Source organism: Pseudomonas ekonensis, assembly GCF_019145435.1.
In the GTDB taxonomy this organism is placed as follows: domain Bacteria; phylum Pseudomonadota; class Gammaproteobacteria; order Pseudomonadales; family Pseudomonadaceae; genus Aquipseudomonas; species Aquipseudomonas ekonensis.
Genome location: NZ_JAHSTS010000001.1, coordinates 2,330,285 through 2,354,900 on the forward strand (window position 1 = coordinate 2,330,285; position 24,616 = coordinate 2,354,900).

A 24,616-nucleotide genomic window follows, 5' to 3' on the forward strand; every position below is an offset into this window, starting at 1 on the left:
GCGACATGGGAGTGTTTGACTATAAGAATGCCGACGGCAAAGCGTTGTACAGCGATGCCATCGCATTGACGCTGTATGCCTACACGCCGACCGGCAAACCGCTGCCGGCCACCGGCTGGGCGCCGGTCACCGCCAAGGCGCTGGGGTATCAGGGCAAGGTCGGCGCGCAGGGCACGTTCTTCGGCGAGAAGGACGGGTTCACCAGCGCCGAGGCCGAAGTGCTCGGCAAGTACGACGCCGCCGGCAAGCTGATCGGCATCGGCGTGGCCTTCCGGGGCACCGGCGGGCTGGGCTACAGCGACACCTTCGGCGACATGAAGAACAACCTGCTGGCGGCGATCGGCCCGGTGGACTACGCGACCAACTACGCCAAGAACGCCTTCGACAACCTGCTCAAGGCGGTGGCGGCGTTCGCCGCCGCCAACGGCATCGCGGCCAAGGACGTGCTGTTCAGCGGCCACAGCCTGGGCGGGTTGGGCGTCAACAGCGTGGCCGAACTGAGCGCGAGCAACTGGGGCGGGTTCTTCAAGGACGCGAACTACATTTCGTTCGCCTCGCCGACCCAGAGCAGCACCGGCAACAACGTGCTGAACATCGGGTTCGAGAATGACCCGGTGTTCCGGGTGCTGGACGGCACCACGTTCAGCAGCGCCTCGCTGGGCAAGCACGATGCGCCGCACGACTCGACCACCGACAACATCGTCAACTTCAACGACCAGTACGCGTCCACCGCGCAGAACCTGGTGCCGTTCAGCATCCTCAATCCGCTGAACTGGTCGGCCCATGGCTCGCTGGGGTACGCCGACGGCCTGAACCGGGTGATCGGCTCATCGTTCTACAACCTCACCGGCAAGGACTCGACCATCATCGTCTCCAACCTGGAAGAGGCCTCCCGGGGCAAGACCTGGGTGGAGGACCTGGGCCGCAGCGGCGAGCCGCACACCGGCAGCACGTTCATCATCGGCACCGACAGCAACGACTGGCTCAAGGGCGGGGCGGGCAACGACTTCCTCGAAGGCCGCGCCGGCGACGACCGGTTCCGTGACGACGGCGGGTTCAACATCCTGCTCGGCGGCCAGGGCCACAACACCTTCGAGCTGCAGAAGCCGCTGCAGAACTTCAGCTTCGCCAACGACGGCGACGGCACGCTGTACGTGCGCGACGCCTACGGCGGCATCAGCCTGACCCGCGACATCGGGGCGCTGGTGAGCAAGGAGTCGGGCTCGTGGTGGGGCAGCAAGGAGATCACCTGGACCGTCACCGCCAAAGGCCTGAGCAACGGCAGTGAACTGACCCAGTACAACCATTCGCTCAGCGGCGACGGCTACGGCAATGCGTTGCACGCCACCGCCGACGGCGACTGGCTGTTCGGCCTGGGCGGCGATGACCGGCTGGTCAGCGACAAGGGCCATGTGACCTTCGTCGGCGGCGCCGGCAACGACGTGATGACAGCGATGGGGGGCAACAACACCTTCCTGTTCAGCGGCGCGTTCGGCTTCGACACGATCAACGGCTACCAGGGCGGCGACAAACTGGTGTTCATGGGCGTGCAGGGCGCGGGGCAGGGTTACGACTACAAGCAGCATGCGTCGCAGTCCGGAGGCGATACCGTGCTGAAGATTGGCGACTATGCCGTGACTCTTGTTGGGGTTGGAGTCGGTAATCTGTCGGATTCGAGTTTCGTGTTCGCGTAAGAGGTATGCGGGAGCGGGGTCGCCCGCTCCCGCATCGAGCAGGACTCTGTGGGAGCCGGCCCTGCTGGCGATGGCGGCCGCAAAGCCGCCGCATCTCCCGCATGAGAGCAGTGCAAAACGTAGTGAAATGCTCCGGGGCGTCCCCGTGGGGCGCCTTGGTTGTGGGCTATCTCTGACAATTCCAAAAAAAGAGAGGCAACAGCAATGGGTGTGTATGACTACAAGAACTTCAGTACGGCGGAATCCAAGGCGCTGTTCAGCGACGCCATGGCCATTACGCTGTACTCCTACCATAACCTCGACAACGGCTTCGCCGTGGGTTACCAGCAGAACGGTTTCGGCATCGGCCTGCCGCTGACGCTGATCAAGGCGTTGATCGGCGGCACCGATTCGCAAGGGGTGATTCCCGGCATCCCCTGGAACCCGGATTCGGAAAAGGCCGCGCTCGACGCGGTGAAGAAGGCCGGCTGGACCCCCATCACCGCCTCGCAGTTGGGCTACGACGGCAAGACCGACGCCCGGGGAACCTTCTTCGGCGAAAAGGCCGGCTACACCAGCGCCCAGGTGGAGATCCTCGGCAAATACGACGCCCAGGGCCACCTCACGGAAATCGGCATCGCCTTCCGTGGCACCAGCGGTCCGCGGGAAATCCTCCTGCGCGACTCCATCGGCGACGTGATCAACGACCTGATGGCGGCGTTCGGGCCCAAGGACTATGCGAAGAACTACGTCGGCAATGCGTTCAACGATCTGCTCGCCGATGTGGTGGCGTTCGCCAAGGCCAACGGCTTGACCGGCAAGGACGTGCTGGTCAGCGGCCACAGCCTGGGCGGGCTGGCGGTCAACAGCCTGGCGGATCTGAGCGGCGACAAGTGGGGCGGGTTCTTCAAGGACTCCAACTACATCGCCTACGCCTCGCCGACCCAGAGCAGCACCGACAAGGTGCTCAACATCGGCTACGAGAACGACCCGGTGTTCCGTGCGCTGGACGGCTCGTCCTTCACCGGCGCCACCCTGGGCGTGCACGATGCGCCGAAGGAGTCGGCCACCGACAACATCGTCAGCTTCAACGACCACTACGCCTCGACCGCGTGGAACCTGTTGCCGTACTCGATCGCCAACATCCCGACCTGGATCTCGCACCTGCCCACCGCCTACGGCGACGGCATGAACCGCATCATCGAATCGAAGTTCTACGACCTGACCAGCAAGGACTCGACGATCATCGTCGCCAACCTGTCGGATCCGGCGCGGGCCAACACCTGGGTGCAGGACCTGAACCGCAACGCCGAAACCCACAAGGGCAGCACCTTCATCATCGGCAGCGACGGCAATGACCTGATCCAGGGCGGCAGCGGCAACGACTACCTGGAAGGCCGTGCCGGCAACGACACCTTCCGCGACAGCGGCGGCTACAACATCCTGCTCGGCGGCGCGGGCAACAACACCCTCGACCTGCAGCAGTCGGTGAACAAGTTCACCTTCGCCAACGACGGCGCCGGCAACCTGTACGTACGCGACGCCAACGGCGGCATCAGCATCACCCGCGACATCGGCAGCATCGTCACCAAGGAGCCGGGGTTCCTCTGGGGCCTGTTCAAGGATGACGTCACCCACACCGTGACCGCCGACGGCCTGAAGGTGGGCGGCAACGTCACGCAATACGCGTCGAGCGTGAAGGGCGGCGCAGGCGCCGATACGCTCAAGGCGGGCGCGGGCGGCAGTTGGCTGTTCGGCCTTGACGGCAACGACCACCTGATCGGCGGGGCGGGCAACGACGTGTTCGTCGGCGGCGCCGGCAACGACCTGATGGAGTCGGGGGGCGGGGCGGACACGTTCCTGTTCAACGGCGCGTTCGGCCAGGACCGGGTGGTGGGCTTCACGGGCAACGACAAGCTGGTGTTCCTCGGCGTTCAGGGTGTGCTGCCCAACGAGGATTTCCGCGCTCATGCCACCGCAGTGGGGCAGGACACCGTGCTGAAGTTCGGCGCCGATACGGTGACGCTGGTGGGGGTGTCGCTGAGCGGCCTCAGCGCTGACAGCATCGTCATGGCCTGATAGCCGAAAGCCCTGTGGTGAGGGCGCCTGCTCGCGCTGGACTGCAAAGCAGTCCTTATCGAGCGGGCCGCAGCGCGCCCCAGCGGGAGCAAGCGCCCTCGCCACAAGTGCCAGCACTGGCACATTGGAAGTGACCCGTCGGCCATTTCCTGACTCAAACCCCTGCATCAACAGGAACGCGGCACTAAACCCTGCGCACGCGCAGTCGTCATTTAGTGGCCGCCATTGAGTACAGGAGATTCAAACGTGAAACGTTTCAAGGGGTATGTCGTCGTTGCGGGCATGGCGCTGATGACGGCCCAGGCCTGGGCCGATCTGCCTCACAGCTCGATTCTGAGCCGTTACGGGGTCAGCACCGATGAGTTGCCGGCACCGTCCAAGAACGAGCCCGCCGAACCCGTCGAAGAGAAAAGCCGTTTTCAGCTCCAGCCGGAGCAGCCTTTGGTGACCGTGCGCCTGGGCGACGGCAAGCCACCGCAAGAGACCACCGGCAACCTCAGCATCGACAACATGGCCCGTCAGGACCTCGAACGCTGCCAGCGCATGCAGGCCGAAGTGGCCCGGCGCGGCGGCCAATACATCCGTTGCGACAACAGCCTTCCGGGGATGGCGCCGCCGTCGCCGTATTGAGGGCAATGCCCGGGAGCTGCCGCCCGGCAGCTCCTTGCGGGCCGCTCAGTCCTGCTTGCGCACGGTGGCCACTTCATCGCCGCGCACTTTGATCTTGGCGCCGGAAATGTCCTCGAACTCATAGAAACCGTCCTTGGTCTTGGTCTCCGGCATGTCCTTGGTCAGGTACTGGGTGCCGTTCTGCAGCGTCACCACGGTCGGGGTCGAGCAGCCGGCCAGCGCCAGCAGGGCCGCCGCCAGTGAGGCGCCCAGCAGTTTGGTTTTGATTCCCATCGTTTCATGTCCTCGATTCATTCGGTCCGGCCGTTGTCGGCCTTCTTACGCGGTTGGTGCCATCGGGTGCGGAAAAGTTCGATGGACTGGCGAAAAAATCCCGTCGGCGCAGGCCATTGATCCTTTTTCGTTTGCGCCAGGCTTGCCTGAGCTGGTATCTGTACGCATAACCAGTATCCGTACGCGACGGCCCCGACATCACCGTGACAGCCAATCCCCTCGACGATCCGTTCTATTACCTTAACAATTTTCGGCAAGTGCTTGATTGGCTTGAGCTTCGCTATGCCGATGTGATGGACGAGACCGAGCACGCGTTCATCCGCGGCTTCAAGGCGTTGCCCCAGGCCTCCCAGGGCCTGCTGGTGCGGTTGGTCATGCGCAAGGGCGTGCATTTCCGGGCGGGCAAGCTCGGCTACGCGGAGATCGGCGACATCGGCGAGGCGGCGCAGGCGCTGCTGGAGCGGGGCTGGCTCGACGAATGCGCGCCGCTGTCGATGGCCGAGCTGTTCGACGTGCTGCTCAAGGATGAAATCCTGGACGCCTTCGGTCCTTTCATCGACCGGCCCAAAGGCAAGAAAGCCGAGTGGCTGGCGGCGCTGGACGAACGCTTTGCCGAATCGCGCCCGTTGCGCGGCTGGTGCCCCGAGCTGGACGAGCGCCTGTTCAGCCTGACGGTGATGGGGTTGTGCGACCGCCTGCGCCTGATGTTCTTCGGCAACCTGCATCAGGACTGGTCGGAGTTCGTGCTCGCCGACCTTGGCATCTACGCCTACGAGAAGGTCGAGCTCGACGCCGACTCCCGCAGCCTGCGCAGCCGGGCGGACGTCGATGCCTGCCTGTTCCTGCACGCCTGCCAGCAGCGTTTCGAGCGCGGCGAGCCGCTGCAGGCGATCGTCGGGGAGCTCGCCGCGCTGGCGTTCGACAACCCGTGGCTGCAACGCCGGCGCGGCAAGCTGCTGTTCCAGATCGCCCAGCATTGCGAACGCCTCGGCGAGTTCGCCCAGGCATTGGGCATCTACCGCGACTGCGCCTACCCCGGTGCGCGGCTGCGGATGATCCGGGTGCTGGAGCGCTGCGGGGAATACGGCCTGGCGCTGGAGGCGGGCGACCTCGCCGGGCAGTCGCCGGAAAGCGCCGCCGAAGCGCAGGGCCTGCAAAGGGTGCTGCCGAGGCTGCGGCGCAAACTGGGCGGCCCGCCGGTCAAGCGTGCGGCGGCCAGGCCTGTGGAGCGCCTGGACCTGCACCTGCCGCGCCTGGATCCGGCGCTGTCGGTCGAGCAGTGCGTCCAGCTGCACCTGCATGAAGACGAAGGCCCGGTGCACTACGTGGAAAACAGCCTGATCAATTCGCTGTTCGGCCTGCTGTGCTGGCCGGCGATCTTCGCGCCGCTGCCGGGGGCGTTCTTCCACCCGTTCCAGCGCGGCCCGGCGGACCTGCACCATGAGGATTTCCAGCCGCGCCGCGCCGAGCTGTTCCGGGCCTGCCTGGCCGAACTCGACGACGGCCGCTACATCGACACGATCCGCACCCGCTTCGTCGCCAAGTGGGGCCTGCAGTCGCCGTTCGTGTTCTGGGGCGCGCTGACCGAAGAGTTGCTGGAGCAGGCACTGGCCTGTCTGCCCGCCGAGCACCTGCGGCACTGGTTCGACCGCCTGCTGCTGGACATCAAGGCCAACCGCGCCGGCATGCCTGACCTGATCCAGTTCTGGCCCGGGCAACAGACCTACCGGATGATCGAAGTCAAAGGCCCCGGCGACCGTCTGCAAGACAACCAACTGCGCTGGCTGGAGTTCTGCGACCTGCACCGCATGCCCGTGGCGGTCTGCTATGTGCAGTGGCAGGAGCCGGGCCTGTGAGCTACAGCATCGCGGTGCGGGCGCTGTGCGAGTTCACCGCCAAGTGCGGCGACCTCGACCTGCGTTTCACACCGTCGCCGACGGCGCAGGAGGGCATCGCCGGCCACCGCACCGTCGCGTCCCGACGCAACGACGCCTATCAGAGCGAAGTGGCGCTGGAAGGCGAGTTCCGCCACCTGAAGGTCAGGGGCAGGGCGGACGGCTACGACCCGGCGCAGAACTGCCTCGAAGAGGTCAAGACCTTCCGGGGCGACCTGGCCAGGCAGCCGCCCAACCACCGCCGGCTGCATTGGGCCCAGGCCAAGGTCTACGGCTGGCTCATGTGCCGCAGGCTCGGGCTCTCGCAGATCAACGTGGCGCTGGTGTACTTCGACATCGTCAGCGAGAAGGAAACCTGCCTGGTAGAGGCCTTCAGCGCCGACGAACTGCAACGGTTCTTCGAGCGGCAATGCGGGTTGTTCCTGCAATGGGCCGAACAGGAACTGGCCCACCGCCAGGCCCGCGACCTCGGCGCGCAGCGGCTCGGCTTTCCCCACGCCGGTTTCCGGCCGGGGCAGCGGCACCTGGCCGAATCGGTGTTCAAGGCCGTCAGCACCGGCCGCTGCCTGATGGCCCAGGCGCCCACCGGCATCGGCAAGACCCTCGGCACCCTGTTTCCGATGCTCAAGGCGTTGGCGCCGCAGCAACTGGACAAGGTGTACTTCCTCACCGCCAAGACGCCGGGGCGGCAACTGGCCCTGGACGCCGCGCACGTGCTGTTCGAGCGCAACGAAGCCCTGCCGTTGCGGGTGCTGGAAATGGTCGCCCGGGACAAGGCCTGCGAGCATCCGGACAAGGCCTGCCACGGCGAGTCCTGCCCTTTGGCCGAAGGCTTCTACGACCGATTGCCGGTCGCGCGACAGGCGGCCAGCCAGGTGCGCCTGCTGGATCAGGCGGCGATCCGCGACATCGCCCGGCGACATGCGGTCTGTCCGTACTACCTGAGCCAGGAAATGGCACGTTGGGCTGACGTGGTCGTCGCCGACTACAACTACTACTTCGATTTCAGCGCGCTGCTGTTCGGCCTGGCCCAGCTCAATCAGTGGAAGGTCGCCGTGCTGGTGGACGAGGCGCACAACCTGGTCGAGCGCGGGCGGCAGATGTACAGCGCAAGCCTTGACCAGGCGACACTGGACAGCGTGCGCAAGACCGCGCCCGAGGCCCTGAAAAAGCCGCTGCAGCGGGTCAACCGCGAATGGAACGCCTTGCACAGCGGGCAGGTGGCGCCGTATCAGGCCTACGACAAGGTGGGGGAAAAGCTGCTCCAGGCCGTTTCCCTGTGCTGCGCGAGCATCGGCGACTACCTCAACGATCATCCGCAGGGGCTCGACAGCGGCCTGCAGAACTTCTACTTCGAGATGCTCCAGTTCGGCCGGGTGGCGGAGCTGTTCGACGACCGTTACCTGTTCGACATCAGCAAACGCGACCTCGACCGCAAGCGCCCGCGCTCACAGCTGTGCCTGCGCAACGTGGTGCCTGCGGCCTTCATCGGCCCGCGCCTGTGCGCTGCCCGCGGTGCCGTGCTGTTTTCCGCGACGCTCGCTCCGCGCCGGTTCTACGCCGACCTGCTCGGCACCCCGGCCGACACCGTGTCGATCGATGTCGAATCGCCGTTCTGCGCCGAGCAGTTGCAGGTGCGGATCGAGAGCCGGATCTCCACGCGGTTCAGCCACCGTCAGGCGTCCCTGGCGCCGATCGCCGAACTGATCGCCCGCCAGTTCGGCGAGCGTCCGGGCAACTACCTGGCGTTCTTCAGCAGTTTCGATTACTTGCAGCAGGTGGCGCAGCTCTTGGCCGAGCGACATCCGCACATCCCTCAATGGCAGCAGTCGCGGGGCATGACAGAAGAGCGGCGCCAGGCGTTTCTCGACCGTTTCACGGCTGACGGCCAAGGTATCGGGTTTGCCGTGCTGGGCGGCGCATTCGGCGAAGGCATCGACTTGCCCGGCGCCCGCTTGATCGGCGCCTTCATCGCCACCCTGGGCCTGCCGCAGCTCAACCCGGTGAACGAGCAGATGAAACGGCGCATGGCGGCGGTGTTCGGCGCCGGCCATGACTACGTCTACCTGTTTCCCGGTGTGCAGAAGGTGGTGCAGGCCGCCGGGCGGGTAATCCGCACCCAAGAGGACCGCGGCGTGGTGACGCTGATCGACGACCGGTTCGCCGAGCCCCGGATCCGGCAATTGCTGCCGCAGTGGTGGGCGCTCGGCGCCTTTGAGGACGAGCCTGAAAAAGCCCTTGAGCCTGTAGGTCGTTGACCCTCCAATCCGTGTGCTATGGAAGCGGGCGTGTTGGATTTTTCATCAATAAAATCAAAGAGATATCCGGTAAATCTTTCGGCTTTGAAAATGTCGCGGACATCAGGCTTCATCGGTGCCGTCACCCACGACAGAACCTTGATAAGGAAATCAATGCCATGTCCGAGCTTACGACCTATGCCTACACCGCCGCTGACGTCACTGCGGCCTTTACCGACATCCGTGAAGGGTTGTTCGCCGGCAAAGAGGCCAGCGAAGTCCCGCAGTTGCTGATCACCGCCGGACTGCAAGGCTCCGGCAAGACCTACTTGCTGGAAAAGACGCTGCTGCCGTCGGGCCAGTACGGGAACTACATCCGGCTGTACTCCCCGGACTTTCGAAAGAAGCATCCGCAATACGACACCATGCTCCGCAAGGGCGTGCTGCACGCGTACGAACACACGGAGTCGTTCGTGCGCGAAGTCTGCGCGAAGCTGTTCGAAGAGCCCTTCACGGGCCGGTATTCCATGATCGTGGAGTGCGCCTTCGACGACATCGACCTTGCGAATCTGCCGGCCCTCGCTGCGGGCGCTGGCTACCGGATCGAAGCGCACATCGTCGCCTGCAGCCTGCCGTTCGCGTTCATCTCGGGGGGCAAGCGGGCATTCAGGAGCCTTGAAAAGCAGGAGCTGGAGCGGTTCGTGCGGCCGTCGGACCTGCGTTCGAGCCTGGGCAATTCCCACGCAGTGCTCTTTGCCCTGGAAAACGCGGCCAAAACGGTCGACGGATCGCAGATCCACCTGTACGAACGGGGCCTGGGCGCCCTCAATGACCGTGTGCTGCGCCGGCAAAGCACCTACCGTCTGGATGAGTCGAAAAAACTCACGGAGACCTCCACGCTCGAACCCTACCGCTACAGCGACTATGAGCAGGTCAGCGGCAATACGGTCAACACGCCGGCCGAACGTGACGAAATGATCAGGGAATGCCACCTGGCCCTGAGCAAGACGGCCGGGCATGTGGACCAGGTGCCGACGTTTGTCTACAACGCACTCCACGCCCGAATCGTGAAGCACGTCTACCGCTGACCGCATTCGGGGGCGTCGAACCGCACGGACCGCTACTCAATCCCGCGGTTTGACGCATACTCCAGAGAGTCACGACGGGTGTGTGAGCCGATGAGCGAAAATTTCAGCAAGAATTCGATCAGTGAGGAAACGCGTTTTCGCCTGTTGATCGATGCGGTGGTCGACTATGCGATCTACATGATCGACCCCCACGGCGTCATCACCAGCTGGAACTCCGGGGCCAAGCGCTTCAAGGGGTACGAGAAGGCGGAGATCCTCGGTGAGCACTTCTCGCGGTTCTACACCGAGCGCGACCGCGCCGCCGGGTTGCCGCAGCGCGCGCTCGACACCGCCATCCGCGAGGGGCGGTTCGAGGGCGAAGGGTGGCGCGTGCGCAAGGACGGCACGCAGTTCTGGTGCCATGTGGTGATCGACCCGATCTTCAGCCCCGGGGGGCAGTTGCTCGGGTTCGCCAAGATCACCCGCGACCTGACCGACCGCAAGAAAGCCCAGGAGGCCCTGGAGAAAACCCGCGAAGCGCTGTTCCAGGCGCAGAAGATGCAAGCCATCGGCCAACTCACCGGCGGTATCGCCCACGACTTCAACAACCTGCTGACGGTGATCCTCGGCAACCTGGAGATCGTGCGCAAACGGGTGGGGGATGATCCGAAGGTCAGCCGCCTGCTGGAGAACGCCACCGAGGGCGTGTTGCGCGGCGTATCCCTGACCCAACGCATGCTGGCCTTCGCCCGCCGCCAGGAACTCAAGACCGAACCTGTGGACGTGGCCGCGCTGATCCAGGGCATCACCGGCCTGTTGCGCAGCTCCCTTGGGCCGGGGATCCGGATCGACACCCGCTTTGCGCAGGGGCTTGATCCGGTGATGGCCGACGTCAACCAGCTGGAGCTGGCGGTGCTGAACCTGGCGACCAACGCCCGCGACGCGATGCCGGAAGGCGGCAGCGTGATCATCAGCACGCGGCCGGAGGTCGTGCTGGAGCATGCTCAAGCCCCGGTGATGGCCGGGCGGTATGTGTGCCTGAGTTTCGCCGACAGCGGCGAAGGCATGGACGATGCGACGCTGGCGTCGGCCAAGGATCCGTTCTTCACCACCAAAGGGCTCGGCAAAGGAACCGGGTTGGGGTTGTCGATGGTGCACGGGCTCGTCGAGCAACTGGGCGGGCGGTTCGTGCTCAAGAGCGAAAAGGGGCAGGGCACCACCGCCGAGCTCTGGTTGCCGGTGGCCGACGACGCAGTGGCCGGCAAGCCGCTGGCCTGCGCTGAGGATTCGCCGGCGGTCACGCGGCTGCGCGTGTTGGTGGTGGACGACGACAGCCTGGTGCTCACCAGCACGACGCTGCTGCTGGAGGACCTGGGCCACCGGGTGATCGGCGTGACGTCCGGGGCGCAGGCGCTGGCGCTGTTCGATCAGGGGGAAGTCATCGACCTGATGATCACCGACATGGCCATGCCGAACATGACCGGCGCACAGCTGGCCCACGCGGTGCGGGTGCTCAACCCAGACCTGCCGATCGTCCTCGCCACCGGCTATGCCGAGCGCCTGGAAGGGTTCGCGGCGCAATTGCCGCGTCTGTCGAAACCCTTCACCCAGGTCAACCTGATGGAGATCATCGGCCGGTCGATGAAGTAGGCCGTTTGTGCCGCTCATAGCGGGTCAGCAGCGGCTGGGTGCTGACGCCGTGCACCAGGATGCTCAGCGCCACGACCGACAAGGTCAGGTCGGTGCACTGGGCCGTCAACGCATCGTTCAAGCCGTGGTTCTGGGCATAGAACAGGTAGAACAGGCTGCCGATGCCGCGGATGCCGAACCAGCCGATCAGCAGGCGTTGATGCCCCGTCAACAGCGACCCCCACGGCAAGAGCGCCACGCAGGCCGGGCGGATCAGGCCGAACAGCACGCCACCGACCACCAGTGCGCGCCAGTCCCAATGGGGCATCAGCACCACGCCGAGCAAGGTCAGCAGGAACACTTCCAGCGCCCGTTCCACCAGGCTGCCAAAGGCCAGCATGTCTCCCATCATGATGCCGGCGGCCACCTGGCTGTCCTCCAGGCGCTCGGTGTCGCCGTGCACCGCGTGCTGCGGTTCGACGTTCTGATGGCCCACCACCGGTTGCACCAGGTGTTCGGCCGGCGGCTGTTCCGCCCCGGTGGATCTCACCTCCACCTGGCGCAGGCCCAGACCTGCGGCGAACACCGAGAGAAAGCCGTAGCCGCCCAGGGATTCGGCCACCACATAGGCGAGGGCGATCAGGGCCAGGGCCAGGTAATCGTTGGGGCTGACCGTGCTGTCGTCGTGGCGCAGGCGCAGCGACAAGGTGATCCGGCCGATGCCGCGCCCCAGCCAATAGCCGCTGAGCAGGCCGGCGGGCACGGCCCACAGCAGGCTGCGCAAGGCCCAGTCGGCCCACCTGTGCGACAAGTCACCTGCCGGCAGCAGCACCAGGCCCAGCAGCACGAACGGAAAGGCAATGCCGTCGTTGAGCCCGGCTTCGCCCGACAGGCCGAAGCGCACGCTGTCGACGTCGCGGGCGTCGTTGACCTGAACCAGTGCGGCGAGCACCGGGTCGGTGGGCGCCAGGATCGCGCCGACCAGCAGCGCAGGGCCCCAGCCCAGCCCCAGGCCGTAATGCAGCAGCAGGCAGACGCCGAGGATGGTCAGCACCATCACCGGCCCGGCCAGTCCGGCGGCGATTCGCCAGTTCCGGTCTCGCAAGGGCAGGCGCAGTTTCAGCCCGCAGATGAACAACGAGAACAGCACGGCGACTTCGGTCAGGTGCTCCATCCACAGAGAGGCGCCGTCCAGCGACAGCTTCAGCAGACCGAGCCCGGCGGGGCCGATGGCGATGCCCAGCAACAGGCACACTGCCGACGTCGTCACCGGCAGCCAGCGCAGGTACGAAGAGGTCAGGGCGAGGGCCAGCAGCACGGCGCCGAGCACCGCGACCCAATCGATGAAACTCACGGCGAGCGGCCGGCGCCCCGACCGCACCTAACCGAGCGGCGCGCGCAGGTACTCCGGCGTCAGCACGTTGAACCACAACAGGATCATCGACACCAGAAGGGTCACCAGCACCAGCAGGCCCACGCCCCAGACGCTGGCCGCGTAGAGCAGGCCTTGTTCCTTGCGTTCGTGCATGAAGGTCGGCAAGCCGACGAACAGCAAGAACGTCGAGTACACCGAGGCCGCGCCCAACACCAGAATGGCGAGCCAGCGGCTGGGGTACAGGCCGGCGATTCCGGCGACGAAAAACGGCGTGACGGTGTACGCGGCAAAACCGATGCACTGGTTGAGCGTCGGCCGCGCGTCGAACGTGCGCGACATCCAGCGGATGAAACCGCCCATGATCGCCACGCCGCCGACAGTGGCGAGGTACAGCAGAAGGCTCAATTGCAGGGCGCTGGCGGTGCTGAGCCACACTGTTTCCCCTGCCGCCAGGCTCCAGCCGACCGACGTGGTGCCGATGAACAGGCAGACGGCGGGTATCAGGGCCAGCAACAGCAGGTGGGCGAGGTAATGCCGGGGATGGGCCTCTTCTTCGCGGCGGATGTCGCTCCAGGCGAAGTTGGGCTGGGTGAAGAGCTTGATGATGGGCGCGGACATGACGACCTCCGATCTTTCACGGCCCGGGCAGGGCTATAAAAGTATTGAGAGACGCCCCGTGCGGCGGTTCAGTTTTTTAGACGGCGGACGCCCCGTCAGGGACGGGGCGCCATGCCGTCAAGGCTGCGCGGGCTTACAGACCCAGCTCCGAGAGGCCCGGATGGTCATCCGGACGCCGGCCCAACGGCCAGTGGAACTTGCGTTCGCTTTCCTTGATCGGCATGTCGTTGATGCAGGCGTAGCGGTTGAACATCAGGCCGTTCTCATCGAACTCCCAGTTCTCGTTGCCGTAGGAACGGAACCAGTTGCCCGAGTCGTCGTGCCATTCGTAGGCGTAGCGCACGGCGATGCGGGTATCGGAAAACGCCCAGAGCTCCTTGATCAGGCGGTAATCCAGTTCCTTGGCCCACTTGCGGGTCAGGAACGCCTTGGCTTCGGCGCGGTTGTGGGCGAATTCGGCGCGGTTGCGCCATTGGGTGTCCAGGGTGTAGGCCAGCGACACGCGTTCCGGGTCGCGGGAGTTCCAGCCATCCTCGGCCAGGCGAACTTTCTCGATGGCCGATTCACGGTTGAACGGCGGCAGTGGCGGACGAACTTCGGCTGCAGTAGACATATGTGTCTCCCGATCAATTAACAGTTAAACAACTTGTCGGCTTGTTTCGGCGTTACAGGTCCAATAACTTCCGCGCCATGCATTGCGCATTATCGGCGGCACTGTGATCACCCATCACAAGCGCTACGGTAATGGCGCCGTCGATCAGGATCAGCAACTGTCTGGCCAGCTGTTGCGGATCCTCGGCGCCATGTTCGGTGCACAGCTCGAGCAGGTAGTCGAGCAGTTTCTGTTTGTGGTCCTTGGCGACCTGGCGCACCGGGTCCTCGGGGTCGCCGGTTTCGCCGCTGGTGTTGATGAAGGCGCAGCCCCGGAAACCTTCCGAGGCGAACCAGCCCTTGAGCACGGTGAACAGGTTGAGCAGGCGGTCGGCCGGGGTTTCGGCCTGATCCACCGCGGTCCTGTACCAGTGCATCCAGCGCACGTCGCGGCGTTGAAGGGCGGCGACGGTGAGCTCCTCCTTGTTGGCGAAGTAGCGGTAGACGCTTTTTCTGGAGACACCGGCGGTCTTCACCAGAAGATCCATGCCGGTGGCGGCGATGCCACTTTTGTAGATCAACTTTTCGGTGACATCCAGGATGATGTCGCGGGTCGTGTCGTTGCTATTGAATTCGTTCATGCGGCGTACAGTAGAATGATCGTTCTCCTTGGTCAAGAAGATATTTTTAAGTCAGCGAAATCGCTGTCGCGGGCAAGTGGAATCGTCGCATCGCCGCTCCCACAGGATTCGTGTCGGCGCTGCGGGTTCGGGGTTGCCCGCGAAGCGGTCTTTACAGACACTCACAAGACCCGGCCAAACCGATGGTGTAAGCTCTCGGGTTCTTCGGATTCGACCCATAGCGAGCCCTATGCCGTTGCTTTTCAAACGCTCCCTGCTGCCCAAGTTGCGCAGCTTTCCGCTGACCGCCGAGGCCGTGACCGTGCTGTCCGGCGCTGCCGAGTTCCGCCGTTGCCTGCTGGAGAAGATCGCCCAGGCGACCCGACGCATCTACATCGTCGCGCTCTATCTGCAGCACGATGAGGCCGGCCAGGAAATCCTCGATGCCTTGCATGCCGCCAAGCTCAAGCGCCCCGAGCTTGAGATCGCCGTGGTGGTCGACTGGCTGCGCGCCCAGCGCGGGCTGATCGGCGCCGGCAAGCAGCCGGGCAACGCGGCGTGGTATCAGGAGATGACCCGCACCCGCCAGAGCACGGTGCCGATCTACGGCGTGCCGGTGCAGACCCGCGAGCTGTTCGGCGTGCTGCACCTGAAGGGTTTCGTGATCGACGATTGCGTGGTGTACAGCGGCGCGAGCCTGAACAACGTCTACCTGCACAAGTTCGACAAGTACCGTTTCGACCGCTATCACCTGCTGCACAGCCGCGAACTGGCGGATTCGATGCACCATCTGGTCAAGCACGGCCTGATCGAGTCGAAGGCCGTGCACCGCCTGGACCTGCCGAAGCTGCCGACCACCCGCAGCCTGCGCAACGACATCGGCGACCTGCGCAGCCGCCTCAAGCATGCGGCCTACGACACCACGGCCGGCAGCACTGAACGCACCGGGCTGTCGGTCAGCCCGGTGTTGGGGGTGGGCAAGAACAATCCGCTGAACCGGGTGATCCTGGAGCTGATCGCCAGCGCCCAGCGGCAACTGACCATCTGCACGCCGTACTTCAACCTGCCGCTGGGGGTGGTCCGCGAGATCAACCGGGCGCTGGCCCGCGGGGTGAAGATCGACATCGTGGTGGGCGACAAGACCGCCAACGACTTCTACATCCCGCCGAGCGAGCCGTTCAAGGTGATTGCGGCGCTGCCGTACCTGTACGAGATCAGCCTGCGGCGGTTCGCCAAGCGCCATCAGCGCCAGATCGACAGCGGCCAGCTGAACCTGCACCTGTGGCGCGAAGGCGACAACAGCTATCACCTCAAGGGCATGTGGATCGACGAGCGCCGCACCTTGCTGACCGGCAACAACCTCAACCCGCGGGCGTTCCGTCTGGATCTGGAAAACGCGCTGCTGATCGACGATCCGAAGGGGGAGTGGCTGCAGCCGCGGCAGCAGGAGCTGGACAACATCATGCGCCACACCACGCGGATCGCGCATTTCCAGAGCCTGGAAGCCTTGCCGGACTACCCGGCCGGGGTGGCCAAGTTCCTCAAGCGCGTGAGCCGGGTGAGGGTGGAGCGGCTGCTGTACCGCATTCTGTAGCGCTCCACAAAGGCCTGTTCACCCCAGCCTTTTGTGGTGAGGCTTGCGGCCTGCGGGGATGCTTTGCGGGAGCCAGCAGGCTGGCTCCCACAGGGATCTGTGTGCGACGCAGATCCAATGTGGGAGCGGGCTTGCCCGCGATCGGGCCCTTCAGAACACTGCAAAAACTCAGTTCAGCCCCAGCTTCCCACGCAACGTGGAAAGGTCTTCCGCCAGGGTATTGACCGGCCCCACCAGCGCCTTGCGGTCGTTCTCCTTCACCTTGTCATACGTTTCGAACCCGCCGTCCTTGGTGCGGTACTTGGCCAGGATCTTGTCCACGGTGGCGAAGTTCTTGTCGACCTTGGCCGCGAACGCCTTGTCCTGCTGCTCGATCTGCGGACGGAACAGGTCGACGATTTTCTTCGCGCCGTCGATGTTGCCCTGGAAGTCGTACAGGTCGGTGTGGCTGTAGCGGTCTTCCTCGCCGGAAATCTTCGTCGCCGCCACTTCCTCCAGCAGCGCCGCCGCGCCGCCCACCACTTTCTCCGGCGGGAAGGTCAGGCCGGCGACGCGGGCCTGCAGGTCCTTGACGTCTTTGTTCAGGCCGTCCGCCAGGGCATCCAGGCCGTCGGTGCTCTTCTCGGAGAACAGCGAATACTCGATGCGGTGGAAACCGGTGAAGTCCTCGGCCTTCACGCCTTTTTCGTGGTCGTCCACCCGGGAGTCGATGGAGGCGTCGAGATCGCTGAACAGCTCGGCGATCGGTTCGATGGACTCGTAGAACACCCGGGTCGGCGCATAGAGTTTCTGCGCGGTGGCCAGGTCGCCTTTCTTCACGGCGTCGGTGAACTGCTGGGTGTGGCTGGCCAGCTCATCCAGTTGTTCGGTGACGTAGATTTTGTAGTCCGACACCGGGCCCACCAGGTCCAGCGGCGCGGTGGCGGCGAAGGCCGAAAGCGGGGTGTTGAGCAGACCTAAGGTCAGCAGTAACGCGAGAGGCGTTTTCTTCATGGGGTGGCGGCTCCTGTGTTTATGCAGTTGTTTTGGGTTGGGTAGCGTTGAGCAGCGAGCGACCGATGAAGTCCTTGTCGCCCGTGACACCCGGCAGGGTGAAGAAATAACCGCCGCCGACCGGCTTGAGGTATTCCTCCAGCGGCTCGCCGTTGAGGCGGGTCTGCACGGTGATGAAGCCTTTTTCCAGGTCGGCCTGGTAGCAGATGAACAGCAGGCCCATGTCGAGCTGGCCGTTCTTGTTCACGCCGTTGGAATAGTTGAACGGCCGGCGCAGGATCAGGTTGGCCTGGGTGGCGGCGGTGCGCGGGTTGGCCAGGCGGATGTGGGCGTCGAGCTTGGTCAGCTTGCCGTGGGGATCCTGGGCGTAGTCCGGCACTTGGGTCTCGTGATGGGCGCCTATCGGGGCGCCGGTGGTCTTCACCCGGCCGATGATGCTTTCCTGCTCCTGCAGCGGCGTGCGGTCCCAGCGCTCGACGAAATTGCGGATGATCCGCACCGCCTGATAGCTGCCGTGGGCGGCCCAGGCCGGTTCGTCGCTGCCCGGCTGCACCCAGACGACGCGGTCCATGACGCTCGCGTCGGTGGAGTCCGGGTTGGCCGAGCCGTCGCGGAACCCCAGGAAGTTGCGGGCCGACTGCGCCGGCGTACCGGGTTTGGCCGGGGCCTGGGGCGGCACGCTGCCTTCCTGCTTCCAGCGCACCAGCAACAGGTCCGGCAGGTTCTTCACGATGTCGCGCAGGGCGTGGATGTTGGTGTCGGCGGTGTTGGAGCAGAACTGCAGGCTGAGGTCGCCGTGGCAGCAGTCGGCTTCCAGGGCGTCGTTGGGGAAACCGACCATGCGCACCAGCCGCTTGGGCTTGGCGGCGGCCAGGCCGAAACGCTCGTCGAACAGCGATTCGCCCACCGAGACGGTGATCGTCAGGTTGTCCGGCGTCACCACCGGTCCCAGGATGCCGGAATCCGGCGGCGGCAGTTTCGGGTCGACCTGGGCCACCGGGCCGCCCTTCATCAGGAACGCGATCCGCTCGTTGAGGGTGCGGAACAGGCGCTCCAGGTCGTCACGGTCGGTGGCCAGCACGTCGAAGGCCACCAGCATGCCGGCGACCGGACGCGGGGTGACGATGCCGGTCTGGTGCACGCCATGGAAGTCGTGACGGTCCTGGGTCTTGTCGCTGCTGGGCGCTTCGGTCACTTGCGCAGGTTCGGCCGCTGCGGCCATCGCCGGGCAGCTCAGGGCGGAGCCGGCCAGCGCAACGCCGGCGGCGCCCATCCCCATCAGGAGGCGGCGGCGTTGCAGGTTGAAGTCTTCTGAATCGTTCATCGCGGGTCGTCTTCTGCTTACAGGCCGGAGAGGCCGAGGGCGGGGTCAATGTCGTCGAGGGTGTCGGCCAGGGCCTTGGCCTTGTCGGCAAGCGACTTGCGTTGCTCGCCGCTGACGGTGTCGTAGCGCACGTAAGCGCCATCGGCCTTGAGGCTGTTGAGTTCGGCGTCGAGGTCGGCGAGCGCGCTGTCGACCCTGGGCAGCAGGTCGGCGGCGGATTTGGCCAGCATCGGGCGCAGCAAGTCGGTGACCTTACGGGCGGTCTCGACGTTGGCCGCAAAACCGTTGAGGTCGCTATGGCTGTAGCGTTCCTCCTCGCCGCTGGCGGCGCGCACGTCGGCGAGGGTGTTGAGGTTGCGCACCACGACGGCCACCAGTTGCTCCGGCGGCAGCGACTGGGCCAGCAACTGCAGCTTGAGCGTGGTCACGTCATCCAGCAGCCGCTTGGCCACCGGGGCCAGGCCGTCGAGCTTGCGCTGCTGGAAGAGCCCGTACTCCAGGCGATGGAATCCGGTGAACCCCGGATCCTGCTCGCGCCGCTCGAAGTAGTCGGCGCGGGCGTTGATGGCGTTGTCCAGTTCGCCCAGGCGCTGGGCGGCCGGGGCCAGACGTTGATAGGCGGCGCGGGCCGGCACGTACAGCGCCTGGGCCTGGGCCAGGTCGCCGCTGTCGATGGCCTGGTTCAGCGCCTTGACGGCCTTGATCAGCGCGCTGCTGTGCATGGCCACGTACACACGGAACTCCGACAGCGGCCCGACGAACGCGACCATCGACGGCTTGGCCTTGGCGGCGGCCTCGGAGGCGGCGGTCGGCGTCACGGTCAGCGTTCCGCGCGGGTTGCTCAGCAGGCCGCAGGTGATGGTGTAGGTGCCGGGCGCAAGGTTGGCGTTGATCACCTGGCTCAGGCCCGGCGCAATGTTTTCCCGTTCCTCGATCACCAGCACGCCGCTGAGGATTTCCCATTCCACCGCCCGGTCGGAGCGGTTGACGATGCGAAAGCTGGAGCGGCCGGCGGGCACGGTCAGCTCGTTCGGCTCGCAACTGCGCGGATGGATGTTGACCACCACTTCGTCGTGGTTGAGCTGACGCTTGGCCGCCGCCAGTTTCGAGGCGTAGTAGAACAGGCCGCCGGCGGCGATCATCACGATCACCGAGCCGGCCACCGCCCAGCGCAGGGCGCGGGGTGGGGAGGCCTGAAGAGCGGTTGGCTTTGACATGAAGGCCCTTACTGACTGGAAACGGAAGGAGATTTGTCGGCGGACTTGGGGCCGGCGGCCGCCGCCGGGTAGAAGAACACCGCCAGCGCCACCGCCAGATAGATCACGTAGGCGCCCAAGGTGCTGACGGTCGGCGCGTCCTGATAGCCGAACATGCCGGCCAGCACCGAGCCCAGCGGGCCGTCCATCGGCAATGTCTCGCTGACGTCGAACAGAACGGTCTGCAGGTGGTTCCACAGCCCGGCCTCATGCAGGGCCTGCACGGAATTGGCGAGGATCCCGGCGGCGACCACAAGGATGAACAGCCCGGTCCAGCGGAAGAACGCCGAGAGGTTCAGGCGCATGCTGCCGGTGTAGATCAGGAAGCCGACGATGACCGCCAGGACCAGGCCGAGCAGGGCGCCGATCGGCGCGGCCGGGCCTTCGCTCTGCTGGAACACCGCCAGCAGGAAGAACACGGTTTCCAGGCCTTCCCGGGCGACGGCGAAGAACACCATGGCGATCAGCGCGATGACCTGGTGCCTGGAGGCGGTGAGGGCTTGGTCCAGGGACGCCTGCAAGGAGTGCTTGATCGAGCGCACCACCTTGCGCATCCAGAACACCATGGAGCTGAGGATGCCCACGGCCACCAGGCCGACCACGCCTTCGAACAGCTCCTGTTGCTTCTGCGGAAATTCGGCGCTGACCAGCTCCAGGCCGCCGCCCACCAGCAGGGCCAGGGCCGCCGCGAGAAACACGCCGATCCACACCGCCGGCATCCATTGGCCGCGGCCGGTCTGTTGCAGGTAGCTGGCGATGATGCCGACGATCAGCGCGGCTTCGATGCCTTCGCGCAACATGATCAGAAAAGGGACGAGCATTCGGTGTCCATGGGGTCGGGGAACGTGGTTACAAGTTGTAACATAATGAAATTCATTCTCACATGGCATCCGTTGACATTTACCTGAACCTTAGCTGAACAACCTGTTTTTGCATGGCCGCAGCCGTGGTCGCCACAGGGCCTGCATTGAAAGGGGATTTCTGTGGGAACCTGCCTGCCGGCGATGGCGACACCGCAGGAAATGTGCCGGCCCTGAGCGGCTGCGTTAAGATGCCGGCACTCGAACCACAACGGATCTGCCGCGTTCCATGTCGGAAAAAGACACCATCGCCATTCAGCTCGTGCGCGAGGCGCTGCTGCAAAGCTGCGCACCGGGCCAGGCCACGGAAGAAGTGCTGAACAAGGTCGGGATCGTCCCGGCGCTGCTGCAGACCGACGACAGTCGGGTGCCGGCCTCCCAGTACGCAAAATTGTGGCGATTGCTGGCCCGGCGCGGCGATGACGAGTTCTTCGGCATGGATCCGCGCAAGCTCAAGTCCGGCAGCCTGGAGTTCCTCTGCCGCAGTGCGATGGCGCAACCCAACCTGGCCACGGGATTGGCCAGCGGGTTGAGCTTCCTGTCGCTGATGCTGGACAAGCTGCCGGCGCAACTGGTGCATCAGCAGAGCCTGGCGGAGATCGTCCTGCTGGAGGACGACCCCGAGCCGCGCCGGGCGTTCACCTATTTCACCTACTGGATGATCGTCCACGGCGTGGCCTGCTGGCTGGCCGGGCGGCGGATCCCGATCCTGTCCATCGAGTTGCGCTGTGCGCAGCCGGACTTCTGCGACGACTACCGGGTGATGTTTTCGCAGAACCTGCGCTTTGGCCGGCCGCGTACCCGGATGATCTTCGCCGCCGACTGCCTGGACCTGCCGATCAAGCGCAGCGCCGACGAACTCAAGCGCTTCCTGGCCCACGCCCCGGCCAACATCCTGGTGAAGTACCGCGACCCGGAAAGCCTGGCCAGCCGGATCCGCCACGACCTGCGCCAGTTGCCCGCCGAACAGTGGCCGGAAACCGAAGCGCTGGCCCAGCAGCTGTGCATGTCGGCCTCGACCTTGCGCCGCCGGCTGGCGGAAGAAGGGCAGACCTGGCAGGGCCTCAAGGACGGCGTGCGCAAGGAACTGGCCATCGCCTGGCTGGCGGAGCCGTCGATCAGTTTCGCCGAGATCGCCGCGCGCCTGGGGTTTGCCGATGCCAGTTCGTTCTACAAGGCGTTCCGCAAGTGGTCGGGGAGCAATCCCGGGCATTACCGCAGCCTGATCCTGAACGAGGCGGTCTGATCCAGATTCTGCGGTGAATTGACCGGCCTCATCGCCGGCAGGCTGGCTCCCGCAGGGTTCGCGGCGGGCTGCCTGAGCCTTGGCCAAACCGGTCATCCATCTTGACGCCTTTGACCATTGCCGCGCCCCCCGTGCGGAGCGACTATCCCGGTGTTGTTTACGGTTCCCCCAACCTAATAAGAACACAGAGGGATTCTGGCAATGCGCGATTACTTGTCCGCCACCGAACAGTTCAACTATCAGCACACCGTGGACGCCGCCCTCAGCGGCACGCTCGAGGCGCTCAACGCCTGTGTCGAATGCTGTGACCGTCACGCCTTGCCGGGGCGCATCGCGCTGTTCTGGGAAGGCCGCGACGGCGCCAGCGCGACCTACACCTTCAGCGACCTGCAGGACCAGGCCGCGCGCTTCGCCAACTTCCTGCTCGCCCAGGGCGTGCGCAAGGGCGACAAGGTCGCCGGCCTGCTGCCGCGCAACATCGAACTGCTCATCACCGTGTTCGCCACCTGGCGCATCGGCGCGGTGTACCAGCCGCTATTCACCGCGTTCGGGCCCAAGGCCCTGGAACACCGCCTGAACAGCTCCGGCGCCAAGGTAGTGGTGACCGATGCGGTGAACCGGCCCAAGCTCGCCGAAGTCGACGGTTGCCCGACGGTGGTCACCGTCGGCGGCGCCAAAGGCCAGGGCATCGTGCGGGGCGACTTCAGTTTCTGGGCCGAGCTGGCCAACCATTCCAACGTCTGCGAACCGGTGCTGCTCACCGGCGAAGACCCGTTCCTGCTGATGTTCACCTCCGGCACCACCGGGCCTTCGAAAGCGCTGTCGGTGCCGCTCAAGGCCATCGTCGCCTTCCAGAGCTACACCCGCGACGCCGTGGACCTGCGCCCGGAAGACGCGTTCTGGAACGTGGCCGATCCGGGCTGGGCCTACGGCATTTATTTCGGCGTCACCGGGCCGTTGTCGATGGGGCACCCGATCACGTTCTACGACGGTCCGTTCACCCTCGAAAGCACCTGCCGGGTGATCAACAAGCTCGGCATCACCAACCTCACCGGATCGCCGACGGCCTACCGTCTGCTGATCGCCGGCGGCGACGAGTTCGCCAAGTCGATCAAGGGCAAGCTGCGCATCGTCAGCAGCGCCGGCGAGCCGCTGAACCCGGAGGTGATCCGCTGGTTTGCGGACAACCTGGACGTGGTCATCCACGACCATTACGGCCAGACCGAACTGGGCATGGTGCTGTGCAACCACCACGGCCTGGAGCACCCGATCCACCTGGGCGCCGCCGGCTTCGCCTCGCCGGGCCACCGTATCGTGGTGCTCGACGAGCAAAACGCCGAACTGGGCGTCGGCCAGCCCGGCATCCTCGCCATCGACCGCGACCGCTCGCCGATGTGCTGGTTCGCCGGCTACGAGGGCGCGCCGACCAAGGCCTTCGTCGGCCACTACTACCTGAGCGGCGACACCGTGGAGTGGAACCCCGACGGCAGCATCAGCTTCGTCGGCCGCAGCGACGACGTGATCACCACGTCCGGCTACCGGGTCGGCCCGTTCGATGTGGAAAGCGCGCTGATCGAGCACCCGGCGGTGATCGAGGCGGCGGTGGTCGGCAAGCCCGACCCAGAGCGCACCGAACTGGTGAAAGCCTTCGTGGTGCTCAACCCGCAGTACCGCGCCGAACCCGCGCTGGCCGAAGAGCTGCGCCAGCACGTGCGCAAGCGCCTGGCCGCGCACTCGTACCCCCGTGAAATCGAATTCGTCAGCGACTTGCCCAAGACCCCGAGCGGCAAGTTGCAGCGCTTCATCCTGCGCAACCAGGAAATCGCCAAGGCTCAAGAGGCCGCGGCGAAACACGTTTCAGCTTGAATCCAAGGAAACCGTCATGCAGATCGAGAACAAGGTATTTATCGTCACCGGCGGCGCGTCCGGCCTGGGGGCCGCCACCGCCGAATCGCTGGTCAAGGCCGGCGCCAACGTGATGCTGGTGGACATGAACGCCGAAGCCGTGGCCGCCCAGGCCGAGCGCCTCGGCGCCCTCAGCACGGTGGCGGACATCAGCGACGAGGCCGCCGCCCAAGCCGCCGTGCAGGCCACGGTGAAGGCCTTCGGCAGCCTCAACGGGCTGGTCAACTGCGCCGGCATCGTGCGCGGCGAGAAGATCCTGGGCAAGAACGGCCCGCACGCCCTGGCCAGCTTCAGCCAGGTGATCAACGTCAACCTGATCGGCAGCTTCAACATGCTGCGCCTGGCCGCAGCGGCCATCGCCGAAAGCGAAGCCAATGCCGACGGCGAACGCGGGGTGATCATCAACACCGCATCGGTCGCCGCGTTCGACGGCCAGATCGGCCAGGCCGCGTACTCCGCCTCCAAAGGCGCGATCGCCAGCCTGACCTTGCCCGCCGCCCGCGAGCTGGCACGATTCGGCATCCGCGTGATGACCATCGCCCCAGGCATCTTCGAGACCCCGATGATGGCCGGCATGACCCCCGAAGTGCGCGACTCCCTGGCCGCCGGCGTGCCGTTCCCGCCGCGCCTGGGCAAGCCTGCCGAGTACGCCGCGCTGGTTCGGCATATCATTGAGAACAGCATGCTCAACGGCGAGGTGATCCGTCTCGACGGCGCCTTGCGCATGGCCGCCAAGTAAGGAGGAATTGTC

The 24,616-nt window shown here is 65.3% G+C and carries 20 protein-coding genes; 11 read left to right on the plus strand and 9 right to left on the minus strand.

From position 1 onward, the window contains the following. Positions 1–5 precede the first annotated feature (5 nt). From KVG96_RS10245 to KVG96_RS10255, 3 genes are all read left to right on the plus strand, one after another. Positions 6–1,694, plus strand: coding sequence for a polyurethane esterase (locus KVG96_RS10245; RefSeq protein ID WP_217891924.1), 1,689 nt, complete (start codon positions 6–8; stop codon positions 1,692–1,694). A gap of 204 nt (positions 1,695–1,898) precedes the next feature. Further along, the gene (locus tag KVG96_RS10250) at positions 1,899–3,752 is read left to right on the plus strand and encodes a polyurethane esterase (RefSeq protein ID WP_217891925.1); all 1,854 of its coding nucleotides are present in this window, start codon (positions 1,899–1,901) and stop codon (positions 3,750–3,752) included. Positions 3,753–3,998: 246 nt separating this feature from the next. Further along, entirely contained in the window at positions 3,999–4,382 is a 384-nt protein-coding gene (locus KVG96_RS10255) for a hypothetical protein (protein ID WP_217891926.1), read from the plus strand. Between the two features lie 45 nt (positions 4,383–4,427). Here the strand turns inward: KVG96_RS10255 and KVG96_RS10260 are convergent, their stop codons facing one another. After that, entirely contained in the window at positions 4,428–4,655 is a 228-nt protein-coding gene (locus tag KVG96_RS10260) for a YgdI/YgdR family lipoprotein (protein ID WP_085583123.1), read from the minus strand. A 203-nt stretch (positions 4,656–4,858) separates the two neighbouring features. Here KVG96_RS10260 and KVG96_RS10265 point away from each other — a divergent pair, with 203 nt between their 5' ends. The 4 genes from KVG96_RS10265 to KVG96_RS10280 all read left to right on the plus strand — a co-directional run bounded on the left by KVG96_RS10265 (position 4,859) and on the right by KVG96_RS10280 (position 11,504). Beyond that, a complete protein-coding gene (locus tag KVG96_RS10265; RefSeq protein ID WP_217891927.1) occupies positions 4,859–6,511 on the plus strand; it encodes a VRR-NUC domain-containing protein in 1,653 nt (550 codons plus the stop codon). Continuing rightward, positions 6,508–8,808 carry an ATP-dependent DNA helicase gene (locus KVG96_RS10270; RefSeq protein ID WP_217891928.1) on the plus strand — a complete coding sequence of 767 codons (2,301 nt, stop codon included), beginning with the start codon at positions 6,508–6,510 and terminating at the stop codon, positions 8,806–8,808. Before KVG96_RS10265 ends, KVG96_RS10270 begins: the two co-directional genes overlap by 4 nt. 158 nt (positions 8,809–8,966) lie before the next feature. Next, positions 8,967–9,875, plus strand: coding sequence for a zeta toxin family protein (locus tag KVG96_RS10275; protein ID WP_217891929.1), 909 nt, complete (start codon positions 8,967–8,969; stop codon positions 9,873–9,875). 90 nt (positions 9,876–9,965) lie between these two features. Further along, a complete protein-coding gene (locus KVG96_RS10280; protein ID WP_217891930.1) occupies positions 9,966–11,504 on the plus strand; it encodes a PAS domain-containing hybrid sensor histidine kinase/response regulator family protein in 1,539 nt (512 codons plus the stop codon). Here the strand turns inward: KVG96_RS10280 and KVG96_RS10285 are convergent. The 4 genes from KVG96_RS10285 to KVG96_RS10300 all read right to left on the minus strand — a co-directional run bounded on the left by KVG96_RS10285 (position 11,482) and on the right by KVG96_RS10300 (position 14,708). Continuing rightward, positions 11,482–12,837: a cation:proton antiporter gene (locus KVG96_RS10285; protein ID WP_217891931.1), complete on the minus strand. Its 1,356-nt coding sequence runs from the start codon at positions 12,835–12,837 to the stop codon at positions 11,482–11,484. The genes KVG96_RS10280 and KVG96_RS10285 overlap by 23 nt on opposite strands. Before the next feature lie 27 nt (positions 12,838–12,864). Further along, positions 12,865–13,476 carry a Yip1 family protein gene (locus KVG96_RS10290; protein ID WP_217891932.1) on the minus strand — a complete coding sequence of 204 codons (612 nt, stop codon included), beginning with the start codon at positions 13,474–13,476 and terminating at the stop codon, positions 12,865–12,867. Between the two features lie 133 nt (positions 13,477–13,609). Further along, positions 13,610–14,089, minus strand: coding sequence for a nuclear transport factor 2 family protein (locus KVG96_RS10295; protein ID WP_085583109.1), 480 nt, complete (start codon positions 14,087–14,089; stop codon positions 13,610–13,612). A gap of 52 nt (positions 14,090–14,141) precedes the next feature. Beyond that, positions 14,142–14,708 carry a TetR/AcrR family transcriptional regulator gene (locus KVG96_RS10300; RefSeq protein WP_217891933.1) on the minus strand — a complete coding sequence of 189 codons (567 nt, stop codon included), beginning with the start codon at positions 14,706–14,708 and terminating at the stop codon, positions 14,142–14,144. 229 nt (positions 14,709–14,937) lie between these two features. Between KVG96_RS10300 and pssA the strand changes: the two genes are divergently transcribed. After that, entirely contained in the window at positions 14,938–16,281 is a 1,344-nt protein-coding gene (gene pssA, locus KVG96_RS10305) for a CDP-diacylglycerol--serine O-phosphatidyltransferase (RefSeq protein ID WP_217891934.1), read from the plus strand. 168 nt (positions 16,282–16,449) lie between these two features. On the opposite strand, the gene efeO (KVG96_RS10310) is transcribed toward pssA, so the two are convergent. From efeO (KVG96_RS10310) to efeU, 4 genes are read right to left on the minus strand one after another with little or no spacing between them, the layout of a single operon-like run. Then, positions 16,450–17,274, minus strand: a complete 825-nt coding sequence (gene efeO, locus KVG96_RS10310; protein ID WP_217891935.1) for an iron uptake system protein EfeO — start codon at positions 17,272–17,274, stop codon at positions 16,450–16,452. 19 nt (positions 17,275–17,293) lie between these two features. Beyond that, positions 17,294–18,598, minus strand: a complete 1,305-nt coding sequence (gene efeB, locus KVG96_RS10315; protein WP_217891936.1) for an iron uptake transporter deferrochelatase/peroxidase subunit — start codon at positions 18,596–18,598, stop codon at positions 17,294–17,296. A 17-nt stretch (positions 18,599–18,615) separates the two neighbouring features. After that, positions 18,616–19,815 carry an iron uptake system protein EfeO gene (gene efeO / locus KVG96_RS10320; protein ID WP_217891937.1) on the minus strand — a complete coding sequence of 400 codons (1,200 nt, stop codon included), beginning with the start codon at positions 19,813–19,815 and terminating at the stop codon, positions 18,616–18,618. 8 nt (positions 19,816–19,823) lie between these two features. After that, positions 19,824–20,675, minus strand: a complete 852-nt coding sequence (efeU, locus tag KVG96_RS10325) for an iron uptake transporter permease EfeU (protein ID WP_217891938.1) — start codon at positions 20,673–20,675, stop codon at positions 19,824–19,826. Positions 20,676–20,943: 268 nt separating this feature from the next. Here efeU and KVG96_RS10330 point away from each other — a divergent pair, with 268 nt between their 5' ends. The 3 genes from KVG96_RS10330 (at position 20,944) to KVG96_RS10340 (ending at position 24,604) form a co-directional block, all read left to right on the plus strand. Beyond that, positions 20,944–21,960, plus strand: a complete 1,017-nt coding sequence (locus KVG96_RS10330) for an AraC family transcriptional regulator (protein WP_217891939.1) — start codon at positions 20,944–20,946, stop codon at positions 21,958–21,960. A gap of 201 nt (positions 21,961–22,161) precedes the next feature. Next, complete coding sequence (locus tag KVG96_RS10335; RefSeq protein WP_217891940.1) at positions 22,162–23,826, plus strand: AMP-binding protein; 1,665 nt, start codon at positions 22,162–22,164, stop codon at positions 23,824–23,826. A 16-nt stretch (positions 23,827–23,842) separates the two neighbouring features. Next, positions 23,843–24,604 (plus strand): SDR family NAD(P)-dependent oxidoreductase, encoded by a 762-nt coding sequence (locus tag KVG96_RS10340; RefSeq protein WP_217891941.1) that lies wholly within the window; start codon positions 23,843–23,845, stop codon positions 24,602–24,604. Positions 24,605–24,616: the final 12 nt, after the last annotated feature.